General features: G+C 67.4%; 23 protein-coding genes. 1 reads left to right on the top strand and 22 read right to left on the bottom strand.

Features of this window, described 5'->3' with window-relative positions; all coding sequences use genetic code 11:
* Positions 1-5 precede the first annotated feature (5 nt).
* The 3 genes from ACOGJB_RS01340 to ACOGJB_RS01330 are packed head-to-tail and all read right to left on the bottom strand — an operon-like array spanning position 6 to position 2,033.
* Entirely contained in the window at positions 6-956 is a 951-nt protein-coding gene (locus ACOGJB_RS01340) for an RluA family pseudouridine synthase (protein WP_419839044.1), read from the bottom strand.
* Positions 953-1,438, bottom strand: a complete 486-nt coding sequence (gene lspA / locus ACOGJB_RS01335; protein WP_419839043.1) for a signal peptidase II — start codon at positions 1,436-1,438, stop codon at positions 953-955. The genes ACOGJB_RS01340 and lspA overlap by 4 nt, the downstream gene beginning before the upstream one ends.
* Before the next feature lie 46 nt (positions 1,439-1,484).
* Positions 1,485-2,033, bottom strand: coding sequence for a TraR/DksA family transcriptional regulator (locus ACOGJB_RS01330; protein ID WP_419839042.1), 549 nt, complete (start codon positions 2,031-2,033; stop codon positions 1,485-1,487).
* 109 nt (positions 2,034-2,142) lie between these two features.
* On the opposite strand from ACOGJB_RS01330, the gene ileS reads away from it, so the two are divergent.
* Positions 2,143-5,391: an isoleucine--tRNA ligase gene (gene ileS / locus ACOGJB_RS01325; RefSeq protein WP_419839041.1), complete on the top strand. Its 3,249-nt coding sequence runs from the start codon at positions 2,143-2,145 to the stop codon at positions 5,389-5,391.
* Positions 5,392-5,424: 33 nt separating this feature from the next.
* Here ileS and ACOGJB_RS01320 read toward each other — a convergent pair whose 3' ends face one another.
* From ACOGJB_RS01320 to ACOGJB_RS01230, 19 genes are all read right to left on the bottom strand, one after another.
* Entirely contained in the window at positions 5,425-6,039 is a 615-nt protein-coding gene (locus ACOGJB_RS01320; RefSeq protein WP_419839040.1) for a hypothetical protein, read from the bottom strand.
* Between the two features lie 34 nt (positions 6,040-6,073).
* Positions 6,074-6,343, bottom strand: a complete 270-nt coding sequence (locus tag ACOGJB_RS01315; RefSeq protein ID WP_419839039.1) for a YggT family protein — start codon at positions 6,341-6,343, stop codon at positions 6,074-6,076.
* Between the two features lie 31 nt (positions 6,344-6,374).
* The gene (locus ACOGJB_RS01310) at positions 6,375-6,872 is read right to left on the bottom strand and encodes a cell division protein SepF (protein ID WP_419839038.1); all 498 of its coding nucleotides are present in this window, start codon (positions 6,870-6,872) and stop codon (positions 6,375-6,377) included.
* 75 nt (positions 6,873-6,947) lie between these two features.
* A complete protein-coding gene (locus ACOGJB_RS01305) occupies positions 6,948-7,631 on the bottom strand; it encodes a YggS family pyridoxal phosphate-dependent enzyme (RefSeq protein ID WP_419839037.1) in 684 nt (227 codons plus the stop codon).
* Entirely contained in the window at positions 7,628-8,515 is an 888-nt protein-coding gene (locus tag ACOGJB_RS01300) for a polyphenol oxidase family protein (protein ID WP_419839036.1), read from the bottom strand. Before ACOGJB_RS01300 ends, ACOGJB_RS01305 begins: the two co-directional genes overlap by 4 nt.
* A 122-nt stretch (positions 8,516-8,637) precedes the next feature.
* A complete protein-coding gene (gene ftsZ, locus ACOGJB_RS01295; protein WP_419839035.1) occupies positions 8,638-9,714 on the bottom strand; it encodes a cell division protein FtsZ in 1,077 nt (358 codons plus the stop codon).
* Between the two features lie 153 nt (positions 9,715-9,867).
* A complete protein-coding gene (locus tag ACOGJB_RS01290) occupies positions 9,868-10,623 on the bottom strand; it encodes a cell division protein FtsQ/DivIB (RefSeq protein WP_419839034.1) in 756 nt (251 codons plus the stop codon).
* Positions 10,624-11,583: a UDP-N-acetylmuramate dehydrogenase gene (murB, locus tag ACOGJB_RS01285; RefSeq protein ID WP_419839033.1), complete on the bottom strand. Its 960-nt coding sequence runs from the start codon at positions 11,581-11,583 to the stop codon at positions 10,624-10,626. It lies immediately after the preceding gene.
* A complete protein-coding gene (gene murC / locus ACOGJB_RS01280; RefSeq protein WP_419839032.1) occupies positions 11,573-12,952 on the bottom strand; it encodes a UDP-N-acetylmuramate--L-alanine ligase in 1,380 nt (459 codons plus the stop codon). The genes murB and murC overlap by 11 nt, the downstream gene beginning before the upstream one ends.
* Positions 12,949-14,157, bottom strand: coding sequence for a UDP-N-acetylglucosamine--N-acetylmuramyl-(pentapeptide) pyrophosphoryl-undecaprenol N-acetylglucosamine transferase (locus ACOGJB_RS01275; protein ID WP_419839031.1), 1,209 nt, complete (start codon positions 14,155-14,157; stop codon positions 12,949-12,951). The genes murC and ACOGJB_RS01275 overlap by 4 nt, the downstream gene beginning before the upstream one ends.
* Positions 14,158-14,160: 3 nt before the next feature.
* Positions 14,161-15,276, bottom strand: a complete 1,116-nt coding sequence (ftsW, locus tag ACOGJB_RS01270) for a putative lipid II flippase FtsW (RefSeq protein ID WP_419839030.1) — start codon at positions 15,274-15,276, stop codon at positions 14,161-14,163.
* The gene (gene murD, locus ACOGJB_RS01265) at positions 15,273-16,676 is read right to left on the bottom strand and encodes a UDP-N-acetylmuramoyl-L-alanine--D-glutamate ligase (RefSeq protein WP_419839029.1); all 1,404 of its coding nucleotides are present in this window, start codon (positions 16,674-16,676) and stop codon (positions 15,273-15,275) included. The genes ftsW and murD overlap by 4 nt, the downstream gene beginning before the upstream one ends.
* A gap of 20 nt (positions 16,677-16,696) precedes the next feature.
* Entirely contained in the window at positions 16,697-17,749 is a 1,053-nt protein-coding gene (gene mraY / locus ACOGJB_RS01260; protein WP_419839028.1) for a phospho-N-acetylmuramoyl-pentapeptide-transferase, read from the bottom strand.
* Positions 17,746-19,206, bottom strand: a complete 1,461-nt coding sequence (locus tag ACOGJB_RS01255; RefSeq protein ID WP_419839027.1) for a UDP-N-acetylmuramoyl-L-alanyl-D-glutamate--2,6-diaminopimelate ligase — start codon at positions 19,204-19,206, stop codon at positions 17,746-17,748. The genes mraY and ACOGJB_RS01255 overlap by 4 nt, the downstream gene beginning before the upstream one ends.
* 9 nt (positions 19,207-19,215) lie before the next feature.
* Positions 19,216-21,141 carry a peptidoglycan D,D-transpeptidase FtsI family protein gene (locus tag ACOGJB_RS01250; protein WP_419839026.1) on the bottom strand — a complete coding sequence of 642 codons (1,926 nt, stop codon included), beginning with the start codon at positions 21,139-21,141 and terminating at the stop codon, positions 19,216-19,218.
* Entirely contained in the window at positions 21,125-21,583 is a 459-nt protein-coding gene (locus ACOGJB_RS01245; protein WP_419839025.1) for a hypothetical protein, read from the bottom strand. Before ACOGJB_RS01245 ends, ACOGJB_RS01250 begins: the two co-directional genes overlap by 17 nt.
* Before the next feature lie 33 nt (positions 21,584-21,616).
* Positions 21,617-22,570, bottom strand: coding sequence for a 16S rRNA (cytosine(1402)-N(4))-methyltransferase RsmH (gene rsmH, locus ACOGJB_RS01240; RefSeq protein WP_419839024.1), 954 nt, complete (start codon positions 22,568-22,570; stop codon positions 21,617-21,619).
* Positions 22,567-23,013: a division/cell wall cluster transcriptional repressor MraZ gene (locus ACOGJB_RS01235; protein WP_419839023.1), complete on the bottom strand. Its 447-nt coding sequence runs from the start codon at positions 23,011-23,013 to the stop codon at positions 22,567-22,569. Before ACOGJB_RS01235 ends, rsmH begins: the two co-directional genes overlap by 4 nt.
* A gap of 213 nt (positions 23,014-23,226) precedes the next feature.
* Positions 23,227-23,880, bottom strand: coding sequence for a lipoyl protein ligase domain-containing protein (locus tag ACOGJB_RS01230; protein WP_419839022.1), 654 nt, complete (start codon positions 23,878-23,880; stop codon positions 23,227-23,229).
* Positions 23,881-23,891: the final 11 nt, after the last annotated feature.

Below are 23,891 nucleotides of genomic sequence, written 5' to 3'. Positions count from 1 at the left end.
GCGATTCAGTCCGTCGGGAATGCCGACGGTTCTGAGCCGAACCTTGCCAGCGCCTCGGCAAAGTCCTTCGGCATCGGTGCGCTGAAACCCATTTCGGCACCGGAAGCGGGATGGCGGAACGTCAGCCGGGCCGCATGCAGAAGCGGACGGCCGATGCCGAAAGGATCAGGGACACCGTAGGTCAGGTCTCCGAGCAGCGGGCGCCCGATGCTGGCCAGATGCACCCGGATCTGATGCGTCCGTCCCGTCTCGAGCCCGCAGCGAAGCAGGGCGGCATCACAGGGATGGACATAGGTCTCCACGGCGCTGTAGTGCGTACGGGCCTCACGGCCCTCGGCCGATACGGCCATGAGCGTGCGATGCTCCCGATCCCGTCCGATCGGGGCGTCAATCGTGCCCGTCGGCGACGGCGGATGCCCGCGCACCAGCGCTGCATAGATCCTGCGGACCTGCCGCCGCGCAAGCTGCTCGACCAGGCCTTCGTAGGCCGCGGGACTGCGTGCGCACACCATGACGCCGCTCGTCCCGCGGTCGAGCCGGTGCACGATGCCGGGCCGGTCGGTTTCGCCCACCTCCGCCATCTCGGGATATCGCTGGACGAGGGCATCCGCGAGCGTGCCGTGGGGGTGTCCGGTGCCCGGATGGGTGACCACCCCAGACGGCTTGTCGACCACGACGAGGTCACGGTCGGCGTGCAGTACATCGAACGAGGCGATCTCGCGGTGCCGCTCACGGACCGGCGCCGCAGCCCGCACCTCGGTCACCTCGACCCTCGAACCCGGCGCGACCCGCACCGAGCCAGCCCGAACCACCTCGCCGTCGATCAGCACGCAACCCTCGGCAACCATCTTCGACGTGTCGGAGCGAGAACGCCCGGTCAGCAACGACAGCGCCCGGTCGATCCGCTCACCGGACAGTGATTCGGGAATCTCGAGACTCAGCAGTCGATCGCTCACTCAGGCGCCTCTCCGGCGGCGAGGGCACTGCGCCGCTCGCTGCGATAGAGGTGGAACAGCACCACGACGAGTCCGACGGTGATGGCAGCGTCGGCCACGTTGAATATCGGCCACCACTGCAGGTCGATGAAGTCCACGACAGCACCGCGCCCCCAGGCAGCTCCGCGGAACAGCCGGTCAGCCAGATTGCCGAGCGCTCCGCCGATGATCCCACCGAGACCGACTCCGGCCCACGCTCCTTGCACACGGCGCCGGAAGTACCACAGCATGCCGACGATGACGATGGCCGCAATCGCCAGAACCGGGCCCAGACCGCTGCCTGCGGAGAAGGCAAAGCCCGTGTTGTGAACAAGCCGCAGACGCAGTGTCCACACCAGGTCGATGATCTGATCGTCGAGCGCGGCAGTGGCCCACGTTTTCGTGATCTGGTCCGCGCAGAGAATGACCCCGGAGGTGAGGACGATCCTGAGATTGGGGGTCACGCGGCTGCGTGCAGGGGACGGGCGCGGTGCGAACCCCTGGTGCCCCTCAGAGCCGGCGCCATGCCGGACCACTGCTCTTGACCTCCACCCGCATCGAAGCGTGCGGGATGGCCTCGAGGCGCTCCTTGGGGATCGGCTTCCCCGAGACGACACAGATGCCGTACGTGCCATCTTCGATGCGCGCCAATGCAGCGTCGATTTCGGCGATCTCCTCACGCTCGCGAGCTGAGATCTGCAGCGCCCGATCGCGCTCCACGGCGATGGAATCCCCTTCGCCGGATTCCTCGTCGAACTGGACATCACCAGGTTCGCGCTCGTTGACGAGCTGCTCGGCTTCGGCTTCGTACCGCTCTGCGTGCGCGGTATAGCGGCGGCGCTCGGCCAGCAGGGCCTGGCGCTGCTTTTCGAGAAACACCTCGCCGAATCGCGACTTCGTGGCCTTGCGGCGCGGCGCTGCCTTCTTCTTGGGTGCCGTGGCGGCGGCGCTGGCCTTCTTTGCAGTGGTCTGAGCCCCGGAGGCGTTGGCAGACTTCTTGCGCGTAGGCGCCTTTTTCGCGGCAGCCTTGCGGGCGGAAGCCTTCTTCGCGGTTGCCATGGCCCCTCCCCTCCGCGGCGAAGCGGCATTCTAGGTCGTCATTTCGGTATGTGGTCGGAACATCGAGGCGCTGTCGATTCCGATGCCTCAGGGGTACCCTCGCTGTCTCGTGGGTCGGCTCGTGGGCCAGCCCGTACTCTCGGCGGGACAAAAACAGAGCCTGCAGGAGGCGCTGGTGAAGCGAGAGCCGGTCGACACCGTGTACCCACGCGTGCCTGCCCAAGCGGACTTCCCGCAGATCGAAGAGCGGATTCTCGCGCGCTGGCACGATGAGGAAACCTTCGAGACGTCCATCGCCAACCGTCCCGCGGACGACGAATTTGTCTTTTACGACGGTCCGCCCTTCGCGAACGGGCTGCCCCACCACGGCCACTTGCTGACGGGGTACGTGAAGGACGTCGTCCCCCGCTACCAGGCGATGCGCGGTCATCGGGTCAATCGACGCTTCGGGTGGGATTGCCATGGCCTGCCCGCCGAGATGGAGACCGAGCGCGAGCTCGGCGTGAGCGGGCGGGCTGCGATCACCGACTTCGGCATCGAGCGCTTCAACGCCCACTGCCGCGATTCGGTGTTGCGCTACACGGCCGAGTGGCGCAAGACCGTCACCCGCCAAGCACGCTGGGTGGACTTCGACGACGACTACAAGACGATGGACCTGCCCTACATGGAATCGGTCATGTGGGCGTTCAAGCAGCTCTGGGATCGCGGTCTCGTGTACCAGGCGTTTCGCGTCATGCCCTACTCCTGGGGCGCGGAGACGCCGCTGTCGAACTTTGAGATTCGGCTCGATGACGCCACGAGGCCCCGGCAGGATCCTGCCATCACGGTTTGGTTCGAGCTTCACGATGCAGACGACACAGCCGGCCCAGACATCACAACCGGGCCGCACAGCACCGCCGGGCCGCTTCGCCTGCTCGTCTGGACGACGACGCCTTGGACGCTGCCCTCGAACCTGGCGATCGCCGTCGGGGCAGACATCTCCTATGCGGTCGTCGAATCGGGTGCGCTCGGCGGCGGTCGTTTCGTGGTTGCGGCTGACTGTCTCGAGCACTGCGCCGCCGACCTCGAGCCGTACACGGTGATCGGCACGCTGAGCGGCGCTGATCTGGCAGGGCGCAGCTACAAGCCGATGTTCGACTTCTTCGGCCATCGCACCGAGGCGTTCCGGGTGCTCGCCGGCGACTTCGTGGACACCTCAGAGGGCACAGGCGTGGTTCACCTCGCGCCCGGCTTCGGCGAGGAGGATCAGTCGCTCTGCGAGGCCAACGGCATCGAGATCGGCGATGCCGTGCCGGTGGACGACCGGGGCTGCTTCACCGAGCCGGTGACGCCATGGGCCAGCCTCAACGTGTTCGAGGCAAATCAGCAGATCATCGCCGAGCTCAAGCAGCGCGACCGGGTGCTGCGCCACGACAGCTACGAGCACAACTATCCGCACTGCTGGCGCACCGACACGCCGATCATCTACAAGGCCATCAGCTCGTGGTACGTCAAGGTCACCGAGATCTCCGATCTGCTGGCCGAGACCAACCAGCAGATCAACTGGGTGCCCGGTCACGTGCGCGACGGCCGGTTCGGCCAATGGCTGGCGGGGGCGCGTGATTGGTCCATCAGTCGCAACCGGTTCTGGGGCTCACCGATCCCGATCTGGATGAGCGACGACCCTGACTGCCCGCGAATCGACGTCTACGGCAGCCTCGACGAGCTGGAGGCGGACTTCGGGGTGCGGCCCGCTGACCTGCACCGGCCGTTCATCGATGAGTTGACGCGCCCGAATCCCGACGATCCGAGCGGCCGCTCGACGATGCGGCGTGTGCCCGAGGTGCTCGACTGCTGGTTCGAATCGGGTTCGATGCCCTTTGCGCAGGTGCATTACCCCTTCGAGAACAAAGAGTGGTTCGAGAAGAACTTCCCGGCCGATTTCATCGTGGAGTACATCAACCAGACGCGGGGCTGGTTCTACACGCTGCATGTCCTGGCAGGGGCGCTGTTCGGCCAGCCCGCATTCCAGAACGTGATCTGCCACGGCATCCTGCTCGCTGCCGACGGCAACAAGCTGTCCAAGCGGCTGCGGAACTACACCGAACCCACCGACATCTTCGCCAATCAGGGCTCTGACGCTCTTCGGTGGTACCTGATGGCCACCAACATCGTCCGAGGCGGCGACACACGGATCACCGACGCGGGCATCGACGAGGTCGCCCGCCAGGTGCTGATCCCCATCTGGAACTCCTACGCGTTCTTCACGCTGTACGCGAACGCGGACGGCTACGAGGCCACGTTCCGTGTCGACTCCGCAGATGTGCTCGACCGGTACTTGCTGGCGAAGACCCGGGCCACGCTGGAATCGGTCACGGCCAGCTTCGATGCGTATGACCTGCCTGGGGCCGCCGCCGAGCTGCAGTCGTTCATCGATGCGCTGAACAACTGGTATATCCGCCGCAGCAGGGGACGGTTCTGGGGCGAGACATCCGCCGAGGGGCCCGCTGGTGACGGCCCATCGAGCGGCGACCGGGACGCGTTCGACACCCTCTACACGGTGCTGAGAATCTTCGCCGCCATGGCGGCGCCGCTGCTGCCGATGATCACCGAGGAGATCTACGGCGGGCTGACCGGCGGCGACAGCGTCCACTTGAGCGACTGGCCGGACGCGGCGATGCTGCCATCCGACCCCGAACTGGTCGAGCGCATGGATGCGGTGCGGGCCGCCGCTTCGGCTGCGCTGCGGGTGCGCGAGGACGCCGGTTTGCGGGTACGGCTGCCGCTGCAACGCGTCACGGTGGCCGGGGAGGGTGCCGAGTTGCTCGAGCCCTACGTTTTCCTGCTCGCAGACGAGATCAATGTTGCCGAGGTGATCCTGAGCAACGACTTGGGCACGGCCGCGACGCATGTCCTGCGGCCGAATGGCTCCGCGCTGGGACCACGCCTGGGCGCCGCGGCCCAAGAGGTCTTCGCTGCGGCTCGCAGCGGCGATTGGCAGTCATCGGCCGACGGCAGCGTCGCCGCAGGCGGACATGAGCTGCACCCCGGCGAGTACCAGTTGAGCCTGCAACCTGCCGAGAGGGCCACCACTTCAGTTCTGGAAGACCAGCAGCTCATCGTGGTGCTCGATACCGCCGTCACGCCCGAACTCGAAGCGGAGGGTGCGGCGCGAGACTTGATCCGCACGGTGCAGCAAACACGCAAGGAAGCCGGGCTCGACGTCACCGATCGGATCCATCTGAGGATCCGCTGGAGCCCCCCGCACCTCGAGGCAATACGAGATCATGAATCTCTAGTGGCTGCGGCCGTGCTCGCACAGCAGATCGAGTGGCTCCCCGGCACCGGCGTGCCGGAGGTTGACGTCGCGCGCGTCTGACCGTACGCCGGCTCAGAAAGCGGGCTGTGCCCGCTAGGCCGAGAGCGGTTCCTTGCGGATCAGCGCATCCAAGAACGGATCGTCGAGCTCGGAAAGTGCAAGCGGCGGCCGGTCGGAGCTGAAGTCGGGATCTGCGGAGTCAGCTGCATCGTCAGCATCAAGGTCATCTTCAGCGTCGTCGCCCGCCTCACGAATCGGCCCTGCGTCGATCACGTCAGCGGCGGCATCAGGCTGTTTCGCAGCGTCGGCGGGGCTCGTGGCAAGCGGGGCGACGATTGCGGGCATGGCCGGCGCTGCCTCGGTGACCTCGACGGTGTAGCCGGCCTCGGTAAGCGTCTTGGAGATCTCGGTGCGCACAAGTCCCGACAGCGCCTCGGTCAGGTCATCGCTCGCCGTCTTGAACGCTTCGTCGAGTGCCTGACTGCCCGCCGCTTGCAGCACTGCGAGTGCATCTGCGATCTGTGCGACGGTCTCGGGCGAGAGCTGCACCTCGACAGGCTGCGATGGAGAACCCGACTCCACGCTGGTCATGCGCTGATCGATGTCGGAGATCTGCGTCGCCAAAGTCGCGAGCTGCGCGCCGATCGTCTCGAGCAAGCCCTCGCCTTCCTTGTCGGGGGGCTCGACAGGAGAAGTTGGGCTCGCCATAGCGCGGAATGTACCAGCCTTGCGGCGATGATCCCTAACCGCCGGAGCTGCCGCAGATGAACGCACGAAACACCTGCAACCCGATGAGCAGCACGATCGGCGAGAGATCCAGCGCCATGCTCCCGAGCCGAACCGCCGGCAAGGCTCGGCGGAGAGGTCCCATGATCGGCTCGGTGATGCGCACCAGCCACGTCCGCACCACCGTGACCGGGCTCTCCGGCGACAGCGGGATCCAGCTGAACATGACGCGCGCGAAGACCGCGACGATGTACAGCAGCAGCAGACCGCACAGCAGGTCTGTCACGGTGTCTCCCGGGGTTCCCGGCTGGAGCGTCTCAGCGATCGACGTCCTGTGCGGAAACCGAATGATGCTCGCCGTCGCTCACGACGACGTTGAATGGCACGAGCATGTACACCGCGTTGGCGACCTTGCGCATCTCCCCGTCGCGGGCGTAGCACAGCCCGCTGGCAAAATCGAGCAGCCGGCGGGCCGTGTCGCGATCGAGCCCCTGCAGGTTCAAGATGATCGGCTGGTCACGCTTGAAGCGGTCTCCGATCTGCTGCGCGTCATCGAACATCCTGGGCATCAGCACAAAGGGCTGCGCCGTCGATGTCGCCACCCGGCGCACTGCGGAGGCCGGCAGGTCAGCCGACGAATGCGGCCCCGCCGCAGGCGCTCGCTCGACCACGGTGACACCGCTCTGGCTGGTCTGATCGGCAAACGTGTCCGTCGCAGGCAGGTCTCCCGGAACGGCGCGTTCGGCCGGCGGCGCATAGCTGTCATCAGGGCCCAAGCCCAGATAGCTCATTGCCTGCTTCATGAACGATGCCATGCAGAACCTCAATGAGAACGGCCTCGATGCGGAAACTGTCTCGACTGCAAAGGGTACCGACTTGTCAAGTTGGGGTCAGGCACCCTGCGTGGGGGCATCTCGCGGCGGTCGATTGCCGAACAGGGCAGTCCCGATGCGCACCATCGTCGAGCCCGCCCTGACGGCTGCTTCGAGATCGGCACTCATGCCCATGCAGCGCTGCTCGAGTTGGTGATGGTCAGCAAATCGGGCGACCTCGTTGAACGCGATTTCGATCTGCACCGGCGAGCCTTGCGGGCCGATCGCCATGCAACCTGCCACTTCGAGCCCTTCGGAACGTGCGACTGACACCAACGCCGAGGCCTCGGCGGGCTCACAACCGCCCTGGCTGGCGGCGCCGCTCACGTCGAGATGCACGAAGACCGCTGCGCCCGGTGCATGGTGCGCGATCTGGGAGACGAGCCGCACCCGATCGACGCTCTGCCACACGCCCACTACGCCCGCTAACTGGCGGACCTTGTTCGACTGCAACCGTCCGATGAAATGCACATCGACGGCGTTCTTGGTCACCGAATCCAGCTCATCCCATTTCCCCCGCAGCTCCTGTGCATAGTTCTCACCGACCATCGTCAAGCCGGCGGCCGCTGCAGCTTCGATTGCCGAGTGGTCGAAGCCCTTGGTCACCGCCACGATGCCGATCTTGTCCGTATCGCCTCCGGCATCGGCGATGCGGTTGCGGACCCGCTCGACTCGCCGGCGGACATCTGCGGTATCAATCACCCCGGGGCCTCGCCTTCCGGGTCGACCTCCAGGCGGCCGAGCGGAGAGGCGAACCGTCCCGTTGTCGCACCACTTGCTTCCCGCTCTTGTTCGCTGTCGCTCACGGGCCGCTCGGGCCACGGCTTCGCCTCCAGGCGGCCGAGCGGAGAGCTGAACCTTCCCGTTGTCGCATCAGTTGCTTGCCGCCCTTGTTCGCTGTCGCTCGCGGGCCGCTCGGGCCACGGCTTCGCCTCTAGGCGGATCAATACCGCTGTGCGGCCGCGCTCCCCACGGGCCCGATGCGAGAAGTAGCGCTCGTCCGATGCCGTGCAGCGCCCGATCTCGCAGTCGATGACGGCCCCATGGCGTCGCAAGGCCAGCCGGGCAGCCTCGCCGAGATCGAGTGCCGGCGTGCCCCACGATGTCGTCGCAGCCACCGAAGGCCCGAATGCGGTGATTGCTGCGGAGAGCTCACAGGCGCCGAACTCGTAGTGCAGTGCACAGATGTGGGGCCCGATCACCGCACGCACGTCTCGAATCCCGTGACGGCGGAGCTCAGCGAACGTTGCGGGCACGACGCCGTCGAGCAAGCCCCGCCAGCCTGCGTGGATCACTGCAACAGCCCCGTCACCGTTGGCGTCCGCCCCGTACAGCGCTACCGGCACACAGTCGGCGCTGCGCACTGCGAGGGTGGCCTGCGGTGCCGATGTCCACGCTGCGTCTGCACAGGTGCCCCGGTGGCCCCCGGGCCGTGTGACCTCTACCACCCGCGTCCCATGCACCTGACGCAACACGGTCACCGCCGAAGGAGCGGAACCATCGAGAGGAGCGCAGTCACCGTCGCAGCGTTCGGAGACCATGATGCGCACCAGGCTGTTCCCGCAGCGCCGACGCAGCGTCAACATGCCACATCACCTCAGACCGGAGCGCCTAGCGATCCGGTCCGCAGCGTCGTGCGAAAACGTGCAGACCCGGCGGCCAGTGCCGTGATGTCGCTGTTGGTAGCAGTCGCGGTGGGGCCCTGACGTCACCGCAGGAAGCTGGGGACGTCGAACGACTCATCGTCATCGTCATCGTCGCCGAAGGGGTCGGCGAGATCGTCGGTCTCGCCCGAGGCGGTGAAGTCGCCCAGCGTGCCGCCCCCGGAGCGGCCTGGCGCGTACCGGTCAAAGCCCGCAGCGATGACCGTCACGCGGATCTCTTCCCCGACAGAGTCGTCGATCACGGTGCCGAAAATGATGTTGGCCTCTGCGTGGGCCACTTCACGGATGACTTCGGCTGCTTCGTTGACCTCGAACAACCCGAGATCGGGTCCGGCAGCAATGTTCAGCAGAATGCCACGGGCCCCTTCGATGGATTCCTCGAGCAGTGAGGATGACACCGCCTGTCGGGCCGCGTTCTTGGACCGATTTTCGCCGTGCGCACGGCCGATTCCCATCAGCGCCGTGCCGGCGCTCGACATGATCGTCTTGACGTCGGCGAAATCGGTGTTGATGAGGCCTGGAGTGGTGATGAGGCTCGAGATGCCCGACACGCCTTCCCGCAGGACATCATCGGCCATCCGGAACGCATCGATGATCGAAGTGTGCTCGCTGGCCACGGTCAGCAGCCGGTCGTTCGGGATCACGATGAGAGTGTCGACCCGCTCTTTGAGCCGTTCGAGGCCCTGCTCGGCCTGGATCTGGCGGCGCTTGCCCTCGAAGGAGAATGGGCGCGTGACCACACCGATGGTCAACGCCCCCACTTCCCTGGAGATCTCGGCCACCACTGGGGCGCCGCCTGTTCCGGTGCCGCCGCCTTCCCCGGCGGTGATGAACACCATGTCGGCACCTTGCAGTGCTTCGGCGATCTCGTCGCGGTGTTCTTCAGCCGCCCGGGTGCCGATCTCGGGGTCACTGCCCGCACCCAACCCGCGCGTCAGCTGGCGGCCGATGTCGAGCTTGACGTCGGCGTCGCTCAGCAACAGCGCTTGTGCGTCGGTGTTGACGGCGATGAACTCGACACCGCCCAAACCGACATCGATCATCCGGTTGACGGCATTCGAGCCGCCGCCCCCGACACCCACCACCTTGATGACTGCCACGTAGTTCTGTGGTGAGGCCACAGGGCTCCTCGCGTTCGCTGGCCAGCCGCGACACCAATTGTGCCGCTGGCGAGCACCTCCTAGGGAAAATAGCGCAATCTACGACCGTACTGATGTCTCTGGTGATGGGCAAGGTCCGCGTCCGGCGAATGCCCGGCCGATCGGCAGGCGAATCTAGCCAGTCGAGCGAAGAACCGGGAGGTGCGGAACCGACACGTCCAAGACTGCCTCAGAGCGCTCGAGCCCCCCGATGACGGCCGCGATTGCCGCAGTCTTGGCCCCGATCGCCGATTCATCCCCCAACGCCACCTCAATCTGGCGATCCCCTGGCAGTTGTCGCACGCGAGCGCGTATGTCGCCGCGCTGGTCACGCCAGAGAGCAGCCACCTCGAATTCGGGCTGACCGCGCGCCGCATCCACCACTGCGAGCAATGCCCCTGCATCGCTCGCAAGGAATCTGCCCGGTCTCGGTGCGGCGGCGATTCCCGACAGTCGCGGCAGCTCAGGCAGAACCGAGAGCGCCGAGGTGAGGACCCGACCTTCGATGTCGATGAGCACCCATTCTTGCGGGGCCGACAGCGCGATGGCGGCTGCGGTGCGTTCGACGATGTCCACGCTCACCGACGCCGGCCAGTGCCGCCGGATGCGAGCGTGCGCGATCCACGGCAGATCCTCCAGCGAGCGCTCCGCCCCGCGCACATCCAGCGTTCCCATGAAGTCTCCCGGGTCGATGCCAGCGGCTTCGCTCGCCTCGTCGTAGCTGACGCGATGCAGGCCACCGAAATCGACACGATCGACTTCGAAGGTTCCCGCCGCGAGCAGTATCGCGGTGGCGGATCCCGCTACGGCGACGAGAACGATCGCAGTCAGCCACCGGCGACGACGAGGTCTGCGCGATCGGGCGGATTCCGGAGATGATGGGGGCGCCATTCAGGCCAGCATCGGTGCGGGACCGAAGCCCACCATGCGGATTTCTGGCTGCAGCACGATCCCGGTCGACTCGGTGACGCGGCGCCGAACCTCGGCCATCAGCGCTGCGACATCGGCTGCGGCGCCGCCGGGATCAGAGACGATGAAATTCGCGTGCAGACGTGAGACCTCAGCCGTGCCGATGCGCAAACCCCGCAGACCCGCACGATCGATCTGAGCACCGGCTGAATCCGTGGGCGGGTTCATGAAGACGGAGCCGGCATTCTGACCGCCGGGCTGGTTCTCCCTGCGCCAGCGCACGATGTCGGTGATCCGATCCGTCACGGTCTCCGGCGGCGCCCGGTGCCCGCTCAATCGCGCGCTCACCACGAGGTGCCGATCCCCCAGATTGCTGCGTCGGTAGCCCAGCCCCAAGGCCCCGAGAGGCATCTGTTCTGATTGGGGGGGTGCGCCGAGCTCGTCGAGATCGACGATGTCGACGTCGATCAGGCAGGACGCCATGTCGCTGCCGTGTCCTCCGGCATTCATGCGCACGGCCCCGCCGATCGAGCCCGGCACGCCGACTGCCCATTCCAGCCCGCCGATGCCGGCCGCGGCGCACTGGCGGGCCAGTACCGGCAGCGCCACCGATGCGCCGGCAGTGACCGTGGCATCGGAACGATCCAACTCGATCCTGGCGTAGGCGTCGCCGAGATGCAGTGCGATGCCCTCGAATCCCCGATCCGCGATCAGCAGGTTCGATCCTCGCCCGACGACCAGAATCTCCAGGCAGGAGGCCGCACGGGCTTCTTGCACACGCTGCAGGTCATCGGGGCCATTGGCGATAAACGCGACGGCGGCCGGACCCCCGACTCGCGAGGTCGTCAGTGCGCCCAGCGGTGCGTCGGTGCGCGCACCGTCGCCCAACACCTCTGCGGCACGTTGCACCGCTTCGGGGTCGGACCATCGCTCAGGGGGCATGCAGCAGCTCATCGGGGAGCGTCGTCAGGTCACCTGCCCCCAAGGTGAGGCACAGGTCGCCGGTCCGCAAGCTGGCGCTGAGATACGAACGCAGCTCCGCGCGTCCCGGGAGGTAGGCCACCGACGCGAACGGATGCGAATCCAGCACCGCGCCGAGCACCAGCTCGGTGGAGACGCCAGGGCGGGGCAGCTCGCCGGCGGCATAGATGTCGGTCAGCACCAATTGGTCGACGCCGGTGAATGAGTCGGCGAAGTCCTGCCACAGCGCTGCGGTTCGCGAGTAGCGGTGAGGCTGGAAAACGGCAACGATCCGGTTCCAGCCACCACCGCGAGCGGCGGCTATCGCGGCGGTCACCTCGGTGGGCAGGTGCGCATAGTCGTCGATGAACGAGACTCCGTCGCGCTCGCCGCGCCGCTCGAATCGCCTCGCAACGCCAGCGAATCGTCCCAGTGCCTCAACCATCGGCCCTGCAGCCGCACCGAGTTCGAGGGCTGCTGCGAGGGCGCCGGCGGCGTTCGCGACGTTGTGCAGCCCGGGCAGCGGCAATTCGCATCTGCCGATCGAGGTAGCGCCTGCGAACAGTTCGAACGTTGCGCCGGTCCGCGACGTGCGCGCGTCGGCGATGCGGTAGTCGGCGCTGGGAGCGGTGCCATAGGTGACACAGCCGCCGATGCGCTCAGCCAAGGCACTCGCGTGCCGGTCATCGGCGCACACGACGCGCGGTCCTGCCGCACTGCTGGCGAAGTTCTCGAATGCGGCGGCAAGCTCGGTGAAGCTGCCGTAGCGGTCAAGGTGATCGGGCTCGATGTTCGTCACGAGCACCGCATCGGCGCCGAGCTCGGTGAAGGTGCCGTCGGACTCGTCGGCTTCGACGACGAACCACTCCCCCGCTGTGTCCCACACAGCACCTGAGCCGATCTCGTTGAGCTCGCCGCCCACCAGGAACGACGGGTGCTCGCCCGCGGCGACGAGGCAGAGTGCCAGCATCGATGAGGTCGTCGTCTTGCCGTGCGTTCCGCCGACCGCCAGCGTTCGCTTCTGGCGGCAGATCCCCGAGAGCAGCTCGGCTCGGCTGAGCACCGGGATGTCCCGTCGCCGCGCCTCATCGAGCTCCGCGTTGTCGTACGACACAGCGCTCGAATGAGCCACGATGTCCGCCGAGCCGACGTTGGCTGCGGAGTGACCGATGGCGACTCGGGCACCGTGAGCGGCCAGCCGTGTCATGCCCGGGCTTGCCCTGAGATCGCTCCCGCTGATCGCATGGCCCATTTCCGCAAGCACGAGCCCGATTGCATTCATGCCCGCGCCCCCAGCCCCCACCAGATGGATGCTCCGCACCTCGGCGAGATCAACCGGTGGATTGGTCATCGTCGGTGCTCTTGGGGCGGGTGAGCAGCGGGTGCGACCGAGTGCGGAACCGCCGAACTGTGCTCAATCACAAGCTGTGCCACGCGTTCGGCAGAGTCACGACGGCCAAAGTTGGCATCTGGGGGGCACGGCGATGCCCCATGGCTCTGGGGTGCAGCACATCTACGACGCTCCGACACCCGGTCGATTTCTGCGAGCATCCGCTCGGAATCGAACTCTGCGTCGGGAACTACCCGACCCAGGCCGGCTGCAGCCAACTCCTCCGCGTTTCGGCGCTGGTGGTCGTTGGTCGCGATGGGCAAGGGAACGAGGACAGCCGGCGTGCCGATCACGGACAATTCTGCGACCGTGGAAGCACCGGCGCGGCAGATTGCGAGGTCGGCCGCGGCCATCGCGACAGGCAACTGCTCATCGAAGGGCACCGCTCGGTACCACTCGCTGACCCGTGAGCCGTCGGGCCGGCGCGACGGGGACGGGGGTCGGCTCTCCCAGTCGCGCTTTCCCACGACGTGGTAGACGAAGACGCCGTCGCGCTCCCGCAATGACTCCAACGCCGACCAGACCGCTGAATTGATCCGCAGCGAGCCCAGCGAGCCGCCGAACACCACGATGGCGGTCGCGTCGGCGGGCCAGCCGAGCCGGGCGCGAGCATCACCTGATTCGAGCGCAGCTTTGATGACTTCGGGCCGCACGGGATTGCCGGTCACGATCTCGCGGTGCAGCCCAGTCCCGCGCACCGGAACAGCCGCGGCACGAGCGAAGCGACCCAGAAGGCGGTTCGTGGCCGATGCGACGGCGTTCTGCTCCGTGATCACGAGCGGCACGCGCCACACCACCGCTCCGACGGTCGCGGGGAGCGCCGCGTAACCGCCCAGCGACAGCACGGCAACGGGGCGCCGGCGCCCGACGAGCGCTACACCGCGCAATGTGGCCCAGCCAAGGCTGACTGCGGCACGTGCGTTCGCCAGATTCAGCCGCCGTGCCGTGAGACCCCGGCCGCCGAGCAAGGTCGAATGAAAGCCCGCTGCGGGCACGATCTGCGAGTCGATTCCCCTGGCGCTGCCGACGAATTGGATCGCTTCGGAGGGCCAGCCGCGGTCGGTCAATGCCGAGGCGACCGCCAGTCCGGGCATGAGGTGCCCGGCAGTGCCGCCCCCGGCGATCAAGACGCGCGGGGCGTTCGGGCCTCGGTCGCGTGGCGGCACAGTTCAGCCGGATCGCCGGGTCACGTTCAACAGCAGACCCGCAGCTGCTGCGGTCACGACAAGCGACGAACCGCCGAAGGACAGAAATGGCAGGGTCACACCGGTCACCGGGAGCAATCCAACCACACCGCCGACGTTGACCAGCGTCTGCAGCACGAACCAGATCGAGATTCCTGCTGCGAGCAGCGTTCCGAACAGATCAGGTGCCTTCTGGCTCGTCCGCAGTCCTCCGATGCCGACGACTCCCAGCAGCGTGAGGAGCCCGAGGGCACCGAGAAGGCCCATCTCCTCGCCGACGATGACGAAGATGAAGTCTGTGGGGGCATTGGGCACCCAGCCCCACTTGGCCTGGCCTGCTCCCAGGCCGGTACCGCGCAGACCCCCCTGTGCCAGGCCGACCAGACTCTGGAAGGTCTGGTACCCGCTGTCGGCCCGTTCCGAGATCGGATCCAGGAACCCGGCCAGGCGCGCTCGGCGGTACGGCGCTGCGATCGCCAGCAACGGCGCCGCCACGCCGACGATCAGGGCGATCTTGGCGAGATCGCGGCCCGGCAGGCCTGCCACGAACAGCATCCCCACCCCGATGCCGGCCAGGATGAGCGTGGTTCCCAAGTCGGGCTGCAGCAGTACCAGCGAGCATCCGACCGTGAGCAGCAACATCGCGGGACGCAGGATCCGGTCGGGCCGGGAAATCTGCTCCTTGCGGGCGTCCAGAAATGCAGCCAGCGCAACGATGAGTGCCAGCTTGGCCAGCTCTGAGGGCTGCACGCTGAACTGTCCGATCTCGATCCAGCGGCGAGCACCGCCCGAACGCTTGCCGACCACCAGCACCGCGACCAGCAAGCTCACGCTGACGGCCGCGAACGGCAACGCCATGCGTCGCCAGTGGCGGTAGTCGACGCCGAGGGTCACCAGCAGGACGGCGACAGCGACTGCCACCGACCACAGATGGCGGGTGAAGTACTGCAGGGGTCGGTCGGGCGCACCGATCCCGGTAGCCGATGTCGCCGACAGCACCAACACGACGCCAGTGAGCAGGAGCAGGAACACTGCTGACAGGAGCGCCGCGTATCGCACCGACGGGCCCGATTGAACGCCCCGAACGTCCTGGGAGTTCATCGACCCTCCCGCGGTGAGACCCCCAGGCCGAGGCCCTCGGCGAGGTCGGACACGGCCGAGATGAAGCGCTCACCGCGCTCGTGGTAGCTGGAGTACCAGTCGAACGATGCGCATCCGGGCGACAGCACGACGTCGCCGCAGGGCTGGGCCATGGCGTAGGCGATCTCGACTGCTGCGGACATCGAGTCGGCGCGCGCCAATTCGATGCCCTCGCACCCCGGCTGGCTGAAGCACGCGACGACCTCTAGGGCGGACTCGCCGATCGCCACGACACCGCGCAGGTGCGGGGCAGCCACAGCCAGTTCGTGAAGGTCGAGGCCCTTGTTCCGCCCGCCGGCAATCAGAATCGCATCTGAGAACCCCCGCATCGCCGCAGCGGTGGCGTGGGGTGCTGTCGCCTTGCTGTCGTCGTGGAAACTCACATTGCCGATGCGCCCTGCGTGCGCCAGGCGATGCGGCAGACCGTCGAACGCTCGCAGTTCTGTCGCCACCGCATCCGCGTGAGCGCCCATCTCCAGAGCGATCGCCGTCGCCGCAGCGGCGTTCGACAAGTCGTGCGGGCGTTGCCGCGGCAACTCTGCGGTCGCCACGATGTCCTCGTCGTGGGCCACCAGGACACCGCGCTCGAAGCGCACGTCACAGGGCGCATGGAGATGCTGCGGGGTCGCAAAGGTCACATGGCGCGAGCGGATCCCGATCGTCCACGGTTCGATGTCGGCGTCACCGAAGGGGATCACCGCGATGTCCTCGGGGCCTTGCGCAGCCCAGATCCGGGCCTTCGATGCGGCATAGTCGCCTAAGCCGGCGTGCCAGTCGAGATGATCGGGCGCCAAGTTCAGCCACGCAGCCACAGCGGGGGCGAACCGTCGCGCACGGTGAAGCCGGAACGACGATGCCTCCACCACGAAGGTGGAGACGTCGGAGTCGATGGCGTCTACCAAGGCGATATCGGTGTTGCCCGCACCCACGGCGCTGATCCCGCTGCGGTTCAGGATTCGCTCCACCAACACAGTGACCGTGGTCTTGCCGTTCGTGCCGGTGATCGCAGCGAGCGGCCGGGTGTCCCACTGTGCCGCGAGGTCCAGCTCGCTCACGATCGGAACTCCCGCGGCGGTTGCCAGCGTGTAGCTGGGGTGGCGGGGCGGCACTCCCGGTGAGGGCACGATGGCTGCAGCCCCCCGGACCAACAGCTCGAGCAGATCGACATCGGTGGAATCGTGAATCTCCGCGACGACGATTCCGGCCCCGGAAACCCTCGACGCTGCGTCGTGGGGCCTGTCGTCGGCCATCACCACCTGGTGACCGCGTGCCGCCAGTGCCGATGCCACCGCGCAGCCCGTCACGCCCATGCCGACGACGACCACCGGGCCGTGGGAAGGCTCGAGGTCGACGTGCGCCATCTGAGAGGCGGGTGAACCCCTCACAACGAGCCTGCCGGAAGTTCGACGAGGTCCAGGCTCAGAAAATCGGCGTAGTACAGGCCCAGCGCAATCGCCACGAGCAGGCTGTTCACGACCCACAGACGGATCAGCACGGTGGTCTCGGGCCATCCGCCGAGCTCGAGGTGGTGGTGCATGGGGGCCATCCGGAACAGGCGGCGCCCAAACAACCGGAACGAGCCGACTTGGATGATGACCGACGCCGTCTCGATGACGTACAGGCCGCCGATGACCGGAAGCAGCAAGTCGACATGCAGGAGCATCGCGAGCCCGGCCATGGCCGTACCGATTGCCAGCGAGCCCGTGTCACCCATGAAGATCCGTGCGGGCGGTGCGTTCCACCACAAGAACCCCGCACAGGCGCCAGCCATAGCAGCAGCCACGATGGCCAGGTCGAGCGGATGCTTGACGTCGTAGGAGATGGGATGGCGGAATGCCCAGTAGCCGATCACGACGAACGCGGCGAATGCCACCGTGGCTGCTCCGGCGGCAAGGCCGTCCAAGCCGTCTGTGAGGTTCACCGCGTTCGACGCTCCCAAGACGATGACCACAGCCCACAGAACCCACACCGCGGCAGGGACCTGCAGCGAGTTCGCGTCAAGCCGGGTGAATCCGACTGCTGTGTCGAGATCGACCCACCACACCGACGCCACCGCAAAGCCGATGCCCACCGCAATGAGCCCGATCAGCTTGGCCCGCTTGTTCAGTCCCAGGTTGCGCTCGCGGCTGACCTTGATCCAGTCATCGGCCAGGCCGACGAGGCCTGCGGCGCTGACCGCCGACAGCAGCACAATGCCTGAGCGTGTGATCACCGTCTCGGCGCGCAGGTGGCTGACCACGTAGCCCACGACCGCAGCCGCGACGACCGCGACGCCGCCCATCGTCGGGGTGCCGGCCTTGGTGATGTGCCCCCGGGGGCCGTCGAGACGGATCGGCTGGCCGACGCCTCGTGCTTGCAGCCACGGAATGAGGTAGCGAGTTCCCACCAGCGACACGAACATCGCCGAGCTGGCGGCAATGAGCAGGGCGATCATGGCTGTGCGTTCCTGCGCCGCAGCCAGCGGGCCGCGACTGCTGCGTCATCGAACGGCACGGAGCGATCCGCCGTTGCCTGGGTGGTCTCGTGGCCCTTTCCCGCCACCACGACGACGTCTCCTGCCCGAGCGCCGGTGACGGCCAGCGAGATTGCGCGGGATCGATCGAGCTCGACATGGAGGCCGTCGTCGGCGTCGTGCCTGTTTCCGGCGCCCTGCGCGATCTCGGCCGCTATGCGGGCGGGATCCTCGCTGCGAGGGTTGTCGGAGGTCAAGACGATGACATCGGCATGACGATCTGCCGCTGCGCCCATGAGCGGCCGTTTTGATCGGTCGCGATCGCCTCCGGCGCCGAAGACCGCCCAGACGCGTCCGTCGGGAGCACCCAGCTCACGGGCGCTGGCCAGCGCAGCGGCGAGCGCGTCGGGCTTGTGGGCATAGTCGACCAGCACCGTGACGTCGTCGCCGGGGCCGCTGACGGGCCACAGGCGACCGCGTACCGGGGCAATGGCCGCAATGGCGGCTGCGACATCGTCGTCGTCGAATCCGAGCGCGCTCGCCGTCGCAGCGGCGGCCGCGACGTTCGCGGCATTGAGGCGCCCCAGCAGCCCGCATTGGACGGGCCGGCCGCGCCATCGGCCGCTGAGTCCGTGAGCGCTGACGACCACCTCGTCCACGTCGGACGGCTGCCACTCGATCACACTGGCCGTTGTACCAGCGACGGTCGATGCCAAGCGGCGACCCCACGCGTCGGCCACGTTCAGCACGGCGATCTCGCTGCGGCCGTCGAACAGGCGCGACTTGGCGTCGAAGTAGTCCTCCATGGTCTCATGGAAGTCGAGATGCTCATGACTCAGGTTGGTGAAGACGCCGGCAGCGAAGCTGGCGCCGTCCACCCTGCGCTGGGCGAGCGCGTGGGATGACACCTCCATGACGACCATCTCTGCGCCGCCATCCGCGGCCTCGCTGAGGCGCCGGCACAGTTCCGGTGCCTCGGGAGTCGTGTGGGTCCCATCGAGCGTGCCCATGACCTCGCACGCCGTGCCGCAGGCGCCCGCGACGGCCGCAATCGCGTGCGTCACCGTGGTCTTGCCCGATGTCCCGGTGACACCGATGACCGTGCAGCGCTTCCACGGCTGACCCCACACGGCGGCTGACGCCGGCCCCAGCGCGGCTCGCACGTCCGGCACCGCGATCTGAGGCACATCGACCTCGAGGATCTCCGAGACCAGCAGGGCTGAGGCGCCTGCGGCGATCGCCTCTGCTGCGAAGCGGTGACCGTCGTGGTGCTGCCCGGCCACGCAGCCGAACATCGCCCCGGGCGTGACCGAGCGGCTGTCGTGGGTGATGCCGCGCACGAATACCGGCTCGCCGCCCACCGACGCCACATAGTTGCCGCCGATCGCCGTGGCCACTTCGGGGACCGACATCAGGTGCGTCGGTGACGACGAGCTCATCGGCGCAGCTCACGCATCGGGCGACACCTGCAGCATCCGCAACGCGTATTCGGCGATGTCCGCGAAGACCGGCGCAGCCACGATCCCCGCCCGGTACTCATGGGGTTCGTCGAGCACGACGACGACGGTGAGTTCGGGACGATCAACCGGAAGGAAGCCTGCGAACGAGCTCGTGTACGTATCGGCGCTGTACCCGCCGTCGGGGCTGGGCTTCTGCGCTGTACCGGTTTTGCCGGCGACCCCGAAGCCTTCAATGGCGGCCCGCTTGCCAGTCCCGGAGCGGACCACGTCGGCGAGGATCGACTGCATCTGAGATGCGGTGCTCGGCGACAGGATCCGGCGCGTCGCCGCGGCGTCGGCTGGTCGAAGCGTTCCGTTGCTGTCCACGCTGCCCAGCACGAGCCGAGGAGTGACATGGACACCATCGTTGGCGATGGCGTTGTAGGCAGCGGCAAGCTGTATCGCAGTGACTGCGATGCCCTGGCCGAACGCGATCGTGGCGAGGTCGGTACCTCGCCATTGGTTCGCTGCACGCAAGATGCCACGGCTCTCACCCGGCAGCGCCCCAGCGTTGTCGGTCCCGGTCAGGCGGCCGAAACCGAATGAGCGCAGCGACCGCTGCAATTCCGTCGCGCCGAGTCGTTCGGCGAGCTTGATCGTGCCGATGTTCGATGAGTGAACAAGGATTTCCGAGGTCGTCATCTCGCGGTCGACAGCGGAATACGGCTCGACGAACGCCTTGTCGGCGAATGTGTAGGTAGCCGGTGTGGCATGCAACTCGTCGGGCGTGGTGAGTCCTGCTTCCAGTGCCGTCGCGATGGTGAAGCTCTTCGCCACCGATCCCGGTTCGAACGCGTCGGCGTACGCAGGGTTGTAGGCAACCGGCCCGACCTCTCCTGTGTCGTGATCACGGTCGACCGCGGCCAATGCCAGGACATCTCCGGAGTCCACCTGCATCACTACCACCATGCCGCCCTGCGCACCCGTCGCCTCGACTGCTTCGTGGAGCGATCGCTCGGCAACCCACTGCATCTGGGTGTGCAGGGTGAGGACCACGTCATCACCGTGGCTCACCGGTTCGAAGTGCTCGGTGCCGGTCGGCAGCGGCATGCCGCTCTGGGCGATCCGGGCCACTTCACGGCCGTCGGTTCCGCCGAGCACCTCGGCGAACTGCTGCTCGGCGCCCCCCAACGGGTTCTGGTCGATGTCGGTGACGCCGAGCAGCCCGCGAGCGAAGCCGTCGCCGTTGGGCCGGAGCCGAGACGACTCGCCCCGCACACCCACTCCGGCGAGCTGCAATTCCTGCACCGCAAGCCCCTCCGACGGACTCACCTGGCGCGCCACATAGACGAAGTGCCGATCGCTCGCGAGCCGCTCGGCGATCACGTCGGCGTCGATGTCGAGGACTGTCGCCAGCACAGTCGCTGTCTGGTACGGAGCGGTCACCAGGCGCGGGTCGGCCCAGATGGTGGGGAGATGGTCAGAAACTGCGAGCAGGTTGAGATTCCGATCGAGGATCGCCCCGCGGACCGACTCCAGCTCCCATTGCGCCGTTCCCTGCTGATCTCCGAGGGCGGCGTAGGTCTCCCGGTCGAGCAGCTGCACTTGAACCAGGCGGGCGCCCAAAGCGGCGAGCGCAACGGCGCTGGCGATGATCAGCAGCAGTGCCCGCCGGCGCGGCGGGCCGGTGCGAACTTTGCGCCGGCGCGGAGGTGGCTGCGCTCGACCGGATTCGGGGCGCCGTTCAGGTTCCGCCGATGATCCCTTCGCTCCCGCAGAGGGGTGCCATGTGGGTGACTTCGGCGATTCTGACCGCTTCGCTGAGGCGGTGCGCGACCGCGCAGCAGGCTGACGCAGCCCTGGAGGTGCACCCATTGACGGGTGCCATGACGCCGGAGTGGCACGGCGTTGCGTCCGATCAAGAACGTCGGTCATGCGCTGTAGACGCGTCGGTCAGCAGCGTCTTGATCGAGAGCCAGTCCCCGCCTTGACGCGTGCTGCTTTGCGGCGGATCTACCGCCGCGATGTGACGCGGCTCGATCCGCACGTCGATCGGATCGGGAGCATTGACGAGGCCGAGCGCGCCGATCCCCATCAGTTCGATCTCCGCAGGGCCATGCAGCATCTGGAGCTCATAGCGGAGATCGATCAGGCGTTCCCGCTCGGTGGCGATCCCCGATTCCAGTTCCGACAGGCGATATTGACCCGCGGCGAGCACCGAGTGAAACACCGCGAGTCCCGCAAGCACCGTGATCGCTGCAGCCGCCAGCAGCGCAGTGACGCCGACGAGGCGCAGCCCCGCCGCGCGTCGCGCAGGCACCCGCACCAGCGGCGGCGGGGCATCCGCGACGGTGAGATGGGCGGTGGCGAGAGCCATCGAACGATGCTCGGATCCGGGAGGGCGAGGTGATCAGTGACGGGCTGGTTCGAGCCGCTCAGCGGCACGCAGCAGGGCGCTGGCGGCCCGCGGATTCCGCTCTACTTCGGCCGCGCTGGGCCGGGTGACCTTACGACGCAGCAGGCGGACAGTGGGTGCCGCGCCACAGATGCACGGCAATGTCGACGGGCATTCGCAGACGCCGTCGGCCGCTTCTCGCAGAATGATCTTCACGGTGCTGTCTTCTCCTGAGTGATAGGTGAGCGTTGCGAGGCGCCCGCGTGGCCCCAAGCGCGCGAGCGCGGCTCGCATTGCGGGTTCGATGAGGTTGAGTTCGTCGTTCACTTCGATGCGGATCGCCGCGAACGTGCGCATGGCCGGATGGCGCCGGCCGCGCCGGGCCGCAGCAGGCACCGCCGACTTGACGACGTCGGCGAGCTGCGCGGTCGTGTGCAATGGCCTGGCCGCCACGATTGCGGCAGCGATGCGGTGGGCGTACCGCTCGCCGGCGTGGTGCCTCATCAGCTCGCGCAGTTCAGCGAGCTCGTAGGTATTGACGACGAGTTGCGCGTCGCGTCCGGAGCGTGCGTCCATGCGCATGTCCAGCGGAGCGTCGTATCGATGCGAGAACCCGCGCTCGCGCGAATCCAGATGGTGGCTGCTGACGCCGAAGTCGAACAGCACGCCCATGAGCGGACCCGTCGGGGCCGCATCGACCAGCTCGCCGAGGCGGTCGAAGCGTTCGCAGCAGAACGTGACGCGGTCTCCGTACGCCGCGAGACGCTCCTGTGCGGCCGCGATTGCCTCGGGATCGCGATCGATCCCGAGCAGCCTCCGCTCAGGGTGCTGATCCAGGAGCGCCTCTGCATGGCCGCCGCCCCCGAGCGTCGCATCGACGAACAGGCCGCCCTCAACGGGAGCGAACAGCTCGGTGATCTCATCGATCATGACGGGTTCGTGGAACGACCGGGCGGCGACGGCGCTCACGCCTGCTCCGATGGTTCGTCGCCGCTCTCGGGCGATGCCAGCAGCGATTCGCCCTGGGCGTTCATCTCCTGCCAGCGACCCGCATCCCAAATCTCGACTTCGTCGATGGCGCCGATCACGACGCAGTCGCGCTGCAGTCCGGCGAATCGGCGCAATTCCTCGGGAATCGCGATGCGGCCCTGCTTGTCGGGCAGGACCCGCGCAGCTCCGGCACCAAATGAGCGCTTCGCTGCGCGTCCGTGCGGTCCGCCGGAGTGGGATCGCTCCGACATCTGGCCCGCGATCTCGCCGAACCGATCCGGTGTCATGAGCGCAAGACAGCCCTCGCTGTGCTTGATCAGAAAGCCGGACGGCTCAAAGGAACCGCGAAAGCCCACTGGGAGCACGATGCGGCCCTTCGTGTCGAGCGCGTGCTCATGCTGACCGACGAACAGACTCTCCAACGCAGGGCCTCCGCAGCGCTCGGATAGGAACCGGGATCACATGGGCATCTGTGCCCCTGCAAACCACTTCGCACCACTTTATGGGTCAAACACCCACTATGTCCACCCCGAATGTGCCAAGTCGCCCGTCGCCGGCTCTGCTCGCCGCCGTCGCCGGCCGTGCTCGCCAACGCTGCGGGACATGGCGCCCCGCCACGGGCGCGCCGGAGAGCTTCAGGCGTCGTGCTCGGTGATGAACCCCATAAGCAGCCGGGCGATCTCCGAAGGTGAGTTGCTGACGCCGAAGTCCGCCCAGCCCGCCGCGCGATCGCGGATCAGATCTGACGTGCCGGAATCCACAGCCGACGCCAGGGGCCCGAGCTCGAATCGCTCATAGGCGACGCATTGGAAGCGGCTCCCCTCGCGGGTACGACGCTGAGACACGCCGACCAGCTTCCGGCCGCCTGCGGTGACCTCGCCCGGACCCAGCGACGCGAAGCACACCAGGCCCTGCGATGGGCCCGCCTCGTAGGGACCCCGATGCGTGCTCGCAGGCACGCCCACGTGCGAGAACGCCATGGCCAACCGGCGCCCCAGCCAATGGAATGCCTGGCTGACGTCTGATCGCCACAGCGGATCCCCCGCTGGCACGAAGACGTCCACCCACACGATCGCTGCGGGGTCGAGCCACACCAGTCCCCCGCCACTGCGCCGGCGAACCAGGTCGTCGCGCATGCCGCCATAGGGATCAGGGCTCGCAGAGCCCAAGACCACGGCGGGCGCGGTCGGCCGCAGCCTTGAGATGCGACGTCGGCCGTCCCGCGGCATCGGGCGCGCATGCAACAGCCCGGCGGTCGCCTGCCATTCGTCGCGTACCCACGCACTCACAGGCCCACGAT

Origin of the sequence: Candidatus Poriferisodalis sp., assembly GCF_965208895.1 — a bacterium.
In the GTDB taxonomy this organism is placed as follows: Bacteria; Actinomycetota; Acidimicrobiia; order Acidimicrobiales; family Poriferisodalaceae; genus Poriferisodalis.
This window is presented reverse-complemented; position numbering and strand designations above follow the sequence as displayed.

Bases quoted from the DNA above. Each gene is read 5' to 3' on its own strand.
- murB (WP_419839033.1), bottom strand. From the start codon at position 11,583: ATGCCCCCTGAGCGATGGTCCGACCCCGAAGCGGTGCAACGTGCCGCA.
- ACOGJB_RS01320 (WP_419839040.1), bottom strand. From the start codon at position 6,039: ATGGCGAGCCCAACTTCTCCTGTCGAGCCCCCCGACAAGGAAGGCGAG.
- ACOGJB_RS01245 (WP_419839025.1), bottom strand. From the start codon at position 21,583: ATGGCTCTCGCCACCGCCCATCTCACCGTCGCGGATGCCCCGCCGCCG.
- ACOGJB_RS01330 (WP_419839042.1), bottom strand. From the start codon at position 2,033: ATGGCAACCGCGAAGAAGGCTTCCGCCCGCAAGGCTGCCGCGAAAAAG.
- ACOGJB_RS01250 (WP_419839026.1), bottom strand. From the start codon at position 21,141: ATGACCGACGTTCTTGATCGGACGCAACGCCGTGCCACTCCGGCGTCA.
- ftsW (WP_419839030.1), bottom strand. From the start codon at position 15,276: ATGAACTCCCAGGACGTTCGGGGCGTTCAATCGGGCCCGTCGGTGCGA.
- ACOGJB_RS01290 (WP_419839034.1), bottom strand. From the start codon at position 10,623: ATGGCGCCCCCATCATCTCCGGAATCCGCCCGATCGCGCAGACCTCGT.
- ACOGJB_RS01255 (WP_419839027.1), bottom strand. From the start codon at position 19,206: ATGAGCTCGTCGTCACCGACGCACCTGATGTCGGTCCCCGAAGTGGCC.
- ACOGJB_RS01310 (WP_419839038.1), bottom strand. From the start codon at position 6,872: ATGGCATCGTTCATGAAGCAGGCAATGAGCTATCTGGGCTTGGGCCCT.
- murD (WP_419839029.1), bottom strand. From the start codon at position 16,676: ATGGCGCACGTCGACCTCGAGCCTTCCCACGGCCCGGTGGTCGTCGTC.
- mraY (WP_419839028.1), bottom strand. From the start codon at position 17,749: ATGATCGCCCTGCTCATTGCCGCCAGCTCGGCGATGTTCGTGTCGCTG.
- murC (WP_419839032.1), bottom strand. From the start codon at position 12,952: ATGACCAATCCACCGGTTGATCTCGCCGAGGTGCGGAGCATCCATCTG.
- ACOGJB_RS01300 (WP_419839036.1), bottom strand. From the start codon at position 8,515: ATGTTGACGCTGCGTCGGCGCTGCGGGAACAGCCTGGTGCGCATCATG.